General features: G+C 62.6%; 9 protein-coding genes and 1 tRNA gene. 4 read left to right on the forward strand and 6 right to left on the reverse strand.

Annotated features, from left to right (window positions below):
* On the forward strand, positions 1-190 hold a 190-nt coding region (locus tag ACOJSJ_RS09550), incomplete at its 5' end, for an acylphosphatase (protein ID WP_420144753.1).
* Positions 191-438: 248 nt separating this feature from the next.
* On the opposite strand, the gene ettA is transcribed toward ACOJSJ_RS09550, so the two are convergent.
* Positions 439-2,124, reverse strand: a complete 1,686-nt coding sequence (gene ettA / locus ACOJSJ_RS09555; protein ID WP_420144754.1) for an energy-dependent translational throttle protein EttA — start codon at positions 2,122-2,124, stop codon at positions 439-441.
* Positions 2,125-2,238: 114 nt separating this feature from the next.
* Between ettA and ACOJSJ_RS09560 the strand changes: the two genes are divergently transcribed.
* The 3 genes from ACOJSJ_RS09560 (at position 2,239) to ACOJSJ_RS09570 (ending at position 4,315) form a co-directional block, all read left to right on the forward strand.
* On the forward strand, positions 2,239-3,612 hold the full coding sequence (locus ACOJSJ_RS09560) for a M20/M25/M40 family metallo-hydrolase (protein WP_420144755.1): 1,374 nt from the start codon (positions 2,239-2,241) through the stop codon (positions 3,610-3,612).
* Positions 3,613-3,769: 157 nt separating this feature from the next.
* Positions 3,770-3,982: a hypothetical protein gene (locus tag ACOJSJ_RS09565; protein WP_004212530.1), complete on the forward strand. Its 213-nt coding sequence runs from the start codon at positions 3,770-3,772 to the stop codon at positions 3,980-3,982.
* A gap of 256 nt (positions 3,983-4,238) precedes the next feature.
* Positions 4,239-4,315, forward strand: a tRNA-Pro gene (locus tag ACOJSJ_RS09570).
* Positions 4,316-4,326: 11 nt separating this feature from the next.
* On the opposite strand, the gene ACOJSJ_RS09575 is transcribed toward ACOJSJ_RS09570, so the two are convergent.
* The 5 genes from ACOJSJ_RS09575 to gspK form a co-directional block, all read right to left on the reverse strand.
* Positions 4,327-5,067 carry a prepilin peptidase gene (locus ACOJSJ_RS09575; RefSeq protein ID WP_420144756.1) on the reverse strand — a complete coding sequence of 247 codons (741 nt, stop codon included), beginning with the start codon at positions 5,065-5,067 and terminating at the stop codon, positions 4,327-4,329.
* Complete coding sequence (locus tag ACOJSJ_RS09580; protein ID WP_420144757.1) at positions 5,064-5,786, reverse strand: type II secretion system protein N; 723 nt, start codon at positions 5,784-5,786, stop codon at positions 5,064-5,066. Before ACOJSJ_RS09580 ends, ACOJSJ_RS09575 begins: the two co-directional genes overlap by 4 nt.
* Positions 5,783-6,271, reverse strand: coding sequence for a type II secretion system protein GspM (gene gspM, locus ACOJSJ_RS09585; protein WP_420144758.1), 489 nt, complete (start codon positions 6,269-6,271; stop codon positions 5,783-5,785). The genes ACOJSJ_RS09580 and gspM overlap by 4 nt, the downstream gene beginning before the upstream one ends.
* Entirely contained in the window at positions 6,268-7,386 is a 1,119-nt protein-coding gene (gspL, locus tag ACOJSJ_RS09590) for a type II secretion system protein GspL (RefSeq protein WP_420144759.1), read from the reverse strand. Before gspL ends, gspM begins: the two co-directional genes overlap by 4 nt.
* Positions 7,383-8,328 (reverse strand): type II secretion system minor pseudopilin GspK (gene gspK, locus ACOJSJ_RS09595; protein ID WP_420144760.1); only part of this gene is annotated, 946 nt, incomplete at its 5' end. The genes gspK and gspL, both read right to left, overlap by 4 nt.

Here is an 8,328-nt window from a genome sequence, read left to right on the forward strand (position 1 = left end):
CCTGACCGGGTGGGTGCGCAACCGGATGGATGGCAGCGTCGAAGCGATGGTTCAGGGCGAACCAGCGACAGTCGCGCAATTCGAAGCGCTGGCGATGCATGGACCAACGGCGGCGCGGGTGACGCGGATCGATGCGCATGACGCCGCCGCAGAACCTCTGGACGGTTTCGAACAGCACCCGACAGCCTGATCCTATTTTATCGATTGCAACCGGGCCGCCTCCCCGATGTCGCGCCATTACCTGCCCGCAATGGCATAAAGGCCGCCCCCTCATGCTTCGGCCAAAAAAAAAAGACCGATCCAAATGGATCGGCCTGAAAGTTTTTAGGAGAGGATGCCTGAAAGGCTCGATCCTTATGAAATGGTAGCGCCACCATCGCAAGTGCAAAAAAATCTTCGCGATTGCAAAAACTGCAACCGCGAAGATGGATGCACGGATCAGCGCGTCAGTTTCTTATACGCCAGACGGGTCGGACGATCGGCCGCATCGCCCAGCCGGCGGCGCTTGTCTTCTTCATAGGCTTCGAAATTGCCTTCGAACCATTCGACATGGCTGTCGCCTTCGAACGCCAGAATGTGGGTAGCCAGACGGTCCAGGAAAAAGCGGTCGTGGCTGATCACCACGGCGCAACCGGCGAAGTTTTCGATCGCCTCTTCCAGCGCGGCCAGCGTTTCGACGTCAAGATCGTTGGTCGGTTCGTCGAGCAGCAGCACGTTGCCACCGCGCTTCAGCATCTTGGCGATGTGGACACGGTTGCGTTCACCACCCGACAGCTTGCCGACATTCTTTTGCTGGTCCTGCCCCTTGAAGTTGAAGGCGCCGACATAGGCACGGGTCGACATGTCGTGACCGTTCACCTTCACATAGTCGAGGCCGTCCGATACTTCTTCCCAGACATTCTTCTTGTCGTCCAGATGATCGCGGCTCTGGTCCACAAAGCCCAGACGCACGGTCGAACCGATGTCGATTTCTCCCGAATCAGGGGTTTCCTGACCGGTGATCAGCTTAAACAGGGTCGATTTACCGGCACCGTTCGGGCCGATAACGCCGACGATTCCGCCCGGCGGCAGCATGAAGGACAGGTTTTCGAACAACAGCTTGTCGCCGAACGCCTTGCTGATGTTTTTGGCCTCGATCACCTTGCCGCCCAGACGTTCGGGCACCTGAATGACGATCTGCGCCTTGCCGGGTGCGCGATTTTCCTGGCTTGCGACCAGCTGTTCGAACTTGGCGATACGCGCCTTCGACTTGGTTTGGCGGCCCTTTGGACCCTGACGGATCCATTCCAGTTCGTCGTTGATCGCTTTCTGGCGGCCGGTCGCTTCGCGATCTTCCTGCTCCAGACGCTTGGCCTTCTTCTCCAGATAGGTGGAGTAGTTGCCTTCATAGGGGAAATATTTTCCGCGATCGAGCTCCAGAATCCAGCCCACGACATTGTCGAGGAAGTAGCGGTCGTGGGTGATCATCAGCACCGAACCGGCATATTCTTTCAGGTGGTTTTCCAACCAGGTGACGCTTTCGGCGTCAAGGTGGTTGGTCGGTTCGTCGAGCAGCAGGATGTCCGGCTTCTGGATCAGCAGGCGGGTCAGCGCGATGCGGCGCTTTTCACCACCCGACAGGCTTTCCACCGACCAGTCGGACGGCGGGCAGCGCAGCGCTTCCATCGCGATTTCCAGCTGGTTGTCGAGCGTCCAGCCGTCGGCGTCGTCGATCTGTTCCTGCAACGTGCCCATTTCCTCCATCAGCGCGTCGAAATCGACGTCTTCCGGCGGGTCGGCCATGATCATGCTGATTTCGTTGAACCGGTCCAGCTTGTCCGCCATGTCGCGGGCGCCGTCCTTGACGTTTTCAAGGACCGTCTTGGTCGGGTCGAGCTGCGGTTCCTGCGGCAGGTAACCGACGGTGACGTTTTCGCCCGGCCATGCTTCGCCGCTGATGTCGGTGTCGATACCGGCCATGATCTTGATCAGGGTCGACTTACCCGCGCCGTTGGGGCCGACAATGCCGATTTTCGACCCGCGATAAAATTGCAGGTTGATGTTGTTCAGCACCGGCTTTGGCGCGCCGGGGAAAGTCTTCGTCATGTTCTTCATGACGTAGGCATATTGCGATGAGGCGGACATGGGTTCGCGCAACTCCGAAAAACGATTAGGATAAGTCGGGTGAAAAAATCTGCGCCGGGTTAGCGGAGGCGGAAGCCATTGGCAAATGGGTGATGGCTCGCTACGCCTTCACCCATGCAGAAAATCCGATCGGGCACGCTGGCCGCCCTTTTTCTTGGCAGCATCCTCACCCCCGCCCTTTCCCAAGCCGCGCCCGGCAATGAGGCCGCGATTCGCGAAGCGGCGCTGAAGGACGATGTTGCCTGGGACTTTACCGAAGGCCTGACGACGGAGGTCGGCCCCCGGCCTGCCGGTACGCCGCAGGAAGCCCGCGCCCGCGACTGGGCCGTCGCGAAGCTCAAGGCATTGGGTTTTTCCAATGTTCGCGCGGAAGCCTATACGATGCCGGTCTGGGTCCGCGGTCATGACGAAGCGCGCATCCTTTCGCCGTTCCCGCAAAATCTGACACTGGCGGCGCTGGGCAACAGCGGATCGACCAGCGACAAGGGTATCGACGGCGAAATCATCTACTTCCCCAGCATCGCCGATCTGGAAGCAGCACCCGCAGCCAGCCTGAAGGGCAAGATCGCCTTTGTCGATCATGACATGAAGGCAACGCAGGATGGCTCCTCCTACGGCTATTTTGGTGCGGCGCGTCGACAGGGGCCGAGCATCGCGTCGAAGAAAGGCGCCATCGCCATCCTGATCCGGTCGATCGGCACCGACCATCATCGTGTGCCGCATACCGGCGTCCAGATGTGGGCGGATGGCGTAATGCCCATCCCGGCCGCCGCGTTGACCGTGCCGGATGCCGAGCAACTGGCGCGGATCGTCAAGCGCGGCCAGCCGGTAAAGCTGCATCTGACGCTGACGTCGAAAATGTTGAAGGATCAGCCATCGGGCAACATCATCGCCGAAATTCCCGGCAGCGATCCGGCGGCGGGCGTCGTGGTCGCCGCCTGTCACCTCGACAGCTGGGATCAGGGCACCGGCGCCATCGATGACGCGACCGGTTGCGCAATCGCGGCGGCTTCGGCGCTTCATGCGGCAAAGGCGGGCCAGCCGCGCCGCACGATCCGCGTGCTGATGGCAGGGGCGGAAGAAGTCGGCGGCGACGGCGCGCGCGCCTATTACAAGGCGCATGGGTCAGAAAAACACGCGCTGGCCATCGAATCGGATTTCGGGGCGGATCGCATCTGGCGCGTCGATTTCAAATTGCCGCAGGGACATGAAGCGCTCGCCACCCGGATTGCCAATGCGCTCGCGCCGCTGGGCGTTGGCGCCAGCAGGCAGGAAGCCGGCGGCGGCGCAGACATCGCGCCGCTGGTAAAGGCGGGCGTGCCGGTCATCGACCTGCAACAGGATGGCACCCGTTATTTCGACCTGCATCACACGCCGGACGATACGCTGGACAAGGTCGATCCTGAACAGTTGCGCCAGAATGTCGCCGCGTGGGCAGTCACTCTCAACGTCGTCGCCAATGCCGAAGAATCTCTGGGCGTTAACTGAACTTTTATTGTAGACAACACTCCGTCGCGTGATTCCATCGTCTCACCGGCACAGAAAAGCATTGATTTGTGCAACGCACACGTTAATGCGGGTCGCTCGCGTAGGGTCACATTTGTAACGTGCCAGACGCGGCATAATGCTATGGGAGCCGTACACAATGAAGAAGATCGCTGTTGTTTTCGCTTCGGCCAGCCTGATGGCCCTCGCCGCTTGCGGTGAGAAGCCGGCCAACGAAACCGCGAACGCTTCGAACGCCGTCGTCGAAAACGTTGTCGAAAACGCCGCTAACGCTGCTGACAACGCTGCGAACGCCGCTAACGAAGCTGCTAACGCCGCCAACGTTGCCGAAAACGTCGCGAACGCGCACTAATCTTCGCATTCGCGAGATTCTCGAAGGGCGGGTCTTCATGGCCCGCCCTTTTTGTTTGCCCGCGATCGGCGGAACATTGCCATCATGTTGCTGTTTTCTCCCCTGAACCAAGGAGAAGCTGACATGGGCAAGGGCATATTATTGTGGCTGCTGGGCGTACCGATCCCCATCATTCTGCTTTTGTGGCTTTTCTTTCACTGATCGCATGATCGGCGATTGACGGGACACGCGCTTCCCCGCTAAGGCCGCCCTCCGTCGGGGAGTAGCGCAGTCTGGTAGCGCGCCTGCTTTGGGAGCAGGATGTCGCAGGTTCGAATCCTGTCTCCCCGACCACTCAGCATAATTCAGAAAAGCCGCTGCACGATGATCCATGCAGGTAATGCCGCTATCGCCAGAAAGCTGCCCAATGGCGCGCGGGCGTTCTGCTGTTTCGCCTGACCGGTCGCCAGCATAACGATCAGCCCCGTTACCGATGCGATCAACAGCAGGAACGGCAGCGCCTGCCACCCAAACCAGGCGCCCAGCGCGCCCAGCAGCTTTGCGTCGCCAAGGCCTAGCCCCTCCCGCCTGCGTAACGCGCGATAGGTCAGCGCGATCAACAGCAACGCGCCATATCCAACAGCAGCGCCGATGATGCGATCTATCAGGATGACGTCGTTCGCCCACATGCCCAGCGTGAAGCCCAGAAAGGCGAGAGGCAGCGTGAGCGCATCGGGCAGCCAGAAATGCCGCCAATCCAGAATGGCCAGCGTCGCCAATATCCAGCCCAGCAACGCCCATGCCAAACCACCCAGATCCGGCTGTATCCCCAGCGCCAGAGCGCCGATCATCGCGCAGGCGGCCTCCATCCGGCCATGAAAGGGATCGATGCGTGCGCCGCAGGTCCGGCATCGGCCATGCTGGATCAAGGCGCTGAGCAGCGGCACCAGATCGAGAACACTCAATATTCTGCCGCAACCGTCGCACATTGACCGTCCGCGCAGGATGCTGCGCCCCTGCGGCCAGCGCAGGATCAGCGTGGCGAGGAAACTGCCGATGATTGCTCCACACAAAGCCCCCAGCAACAGCGCAAGCGGCTGGATCACAATGTGCCTTCAACCTTCAACAACTGCGCGCCGCCCACCGTAGCGAATCCTGCTTGTCCCAATGTGCCGGACAATGTCGGATCGGCCGTCTCTACCCGCATTTCGGCGGTATAGCGACCCGAACGCCAGATGCGCAGCGTGATCTTTTCCATGCCGGACTGGCTGACCAGTGGCAGCAGCAGGGCATCGCCGTCGCAGGCAATAACGCCCGACAGGCCCTGGCGCAGGTTGAGGCCGGGAAACTGCCCGGCCATGCGGGCCTGCACGCGGCCTTCGGCATGACCGCAGCGCTCGCCCGCATAGTATGCACTCACATCGTCCAGCATCAGCCCACCCACCGGCAAGGGCGCAAAGGTGCGGCCAAGCGGTACGGATCCGGTCACATCATCCACGCCGATGCGTCCAAAGCCGACCGTCAGCGCCCCGCCAATATCGTCCGGCAGTCCTTTTTTCCGGGCGATGTCGAAACGGCCGCGCCCCATGAGCAACGACAGCGGCGACAGTCCGGCACGCACGCTGCCCATCGGCATATTGCCGAGCATCAGCTGGTCGACCCGTCCGCTCCACACCGTCCCACGCACGTCACGCGCCGCGATGCCCAGCCGTTCCAGACCCGCAAGGCCCAGCGCCACCCGCATCGGCAGGAAAAGGAGCAGCCCCAGCGCCAATGTCAGGACCAGCGCCATCCGCATGCGCCGCGACAGTATAAGGCCCATCATTGCGCGACGCTCCGCGTCAGTATCGCCTGCACCGACACGCTGCCCGCCGTGGGGGAAGGACGGGCGCTCATCGTTTCGACGCGCACTCCCTGCGCCTCCAGCGTGGCAAGCCATGAGAACAGCGCAACCGGACGCACCGAAGCGATGGCTACATCCATTCGGTCGCCGCCCTGGGCCTGTGCGCGCTCCAGCGTCAGCCCCGCTTCACCCGCGCTCTGGCCGACGAACTGATCGACCGGCATTGCGCCATTGCCCGCTGCGACATCTTTGGGAAGCGTCTTGAGTTGCCTGACGGCGGATCGGATGGCGGCATTCCGGTCCGTTGCCTGCAACAGGCTTTCGTGCGCGGAACGCTGCGCCCTGTCCAGCGGTGCCGCGATACCGAACCACAGGATGACCGCGCCGAGCAACGCGAACATCACCCCCAGCATCCATTGTTCGCGCGTCGAACGTTCCGACCAGTAGGTTGCAATATGCTGCATCATGACCGCACCGTTATGTCTGCCAGCGTTCGCCCGCCCGGATCCTGTGACGGGGTCGCCGTAATCGTGAAGCCTGCGACCTGTATCGCCAGCAATACGCTGTTGATGTCGTCTGCTTTGGCGGCGGCCAGCGTGGCGCGTACCATGCCGTCGGCGTCACGCGACAGGCTGGTCACGGCCACGCCGGGCGCATCCTGCATCGCGCTGAACAGCGCCGCGACCGGCGCGGTAAACGCCCGTCCGCCAGCGCCGCGCGCCGCCAGTCGGCCCTCCATTTCCGTCAGCGCCTGCGTCGCGTCGCTCGCGCCGGGCAGAACCTGCTGCGCTTGCGCAACGCTATCGCGATCGAGGCGGGCAATTTCCATATGCTGCTTGGCAATCCCGATCAGCGCGATCAGCAGGCTGAGCAGAAGGATCAAGCCGCTCCACAAAGCGATCCGACCGATCGCCCGCTGGTCCAGGGCCTGCCGCATCCGCTTGGCGAAATCGCCCTGCCGCAGGTTCAGCGAAGGATTGTCCAGAGCGGCGATGGCGCGCCCTTCTATCGCGCCATTGCTGACATCGACAATGCGCGCGTCACCGATCAGCTGCGGCAAAGCCATATCCAGCGTCATCGCGACGTCCACGCCGCGCAACAGCCGATCTCCGCCGATCATCGCGCCGGTGAAACCGCTGTCTGGTTCGGGCAACAGCAAAGGCGCAGGCAGGATGATGTCCGGGTCCAGCCCATGATGCTGCGCCCAGAGCAGCCAATATTGCATGTCGGCCCGGCTTGCCACTGCGACGATATGCGCATTGGCCGGATCTTCGTTCAGATCGGTGGCGGCAAAGAGCTGATCGGCAGGCACAATCCCTTTGCTCAGCGCCGCCAGTCGTGCGGCGGCCCGTCCCTGCCGGAACGGCAGTTCGGGATAAGACAGCCAGTGCAGCGTCACCAGCGCCGCCGGGGGCACCAGCATGACCCTTGCCTGATCCGGCAGGGCGGCAATGCCGCATGCGGCCAGCCAGTTGGCGCCATCCCCCGACTGAACGATCGATCCGTCCGTCACCCGCATCCAGTGCGGGCGCCCATCGGCAGCCTCGGCCAGGAAGATGACCAGCGCGTCGCGACTGCTCACGCCCCTGCCCCCCAGCTGCGGCGCACCAGCACCGCCGGGCTTTGCCGCGCGTCAATCAGCGCCCGCTCCACCACCTGCGTTCCCCCAACTTCCACAGAAACGTCCACTCCGAAAAATCCAGTCGTCAATTTTACCTGTTCCTGCACTTCCGTAATCGGCGACAAACCGGCCAGAGAGGGCAGCGCCCAGAATTGATTTGTGCTGCCGTAGCCGTCCGCCGGACGCTGCGCCAGCAATTGCCGCGCCTGCGCCACACTCAACTGTCCGGGCAGCAGCATGGCGAACAGCGGCGCCTGATCGGGCAACAGCGTATTGATATTGATCGGCGACAAACCGGTCGTCGGCAACGCGCATATCCACGGCCGTGCAAGATCGTAGATGGCGGGCGTGATACCATTCACCGCGCGCAATTCGCTGGGGTCCACCATCAAGCGGTTCGCCGCACGATAGGGGCGCTCCACCTGCGCATAGCTCTCATCCTCCGCGCCGCCGGGCTGGGGCACGCTGTCGGTATCGATCCAGTCGCCCAGACTGGCGGCGGCGACCTGCGCCTGACGCGCATCTACACCCAGCGCGGTCAGCAGGGCCTGAAACTGCTGCACGCCGGTCGGGCGCAGTTTCAGGCTGGCTTCGGATTCACCGTCGACCACGCTGTTGAGGTTGAAGCAATTGCCTGCATCGGTGACGCGCGCCGTGGCGATACCGCCGGGCACCGGCATGGCCTGTGGCGTCCCCATCCATCCGCCCGCCAGCGTGATTTTCGCCGGGTTGGATGCCGTCAGGTCTGCAATCCGCAATCGCGCCATTTCCGTGGCAGCATCGGCATAGGCGCGCCCCTGATCGACCGCACCACCATTGCCGGTCATGCGAGTCGCCAGCGCCAGCCGTTCCAGTGCGGTCGCCGCGACCACAGCCATGACCGCGACCAGCAGCAGCACCGTC

The sequence above is a fragment of the Sphingobium sp. genome (genome assembly GCF_048594625.1).
Classification (GTDB): domain Bacteria; phylum Pseudomonadota; class Alphaproteobacteria; order Sphingomonadales; family Sphingomonadaceae; genus Sphingobium.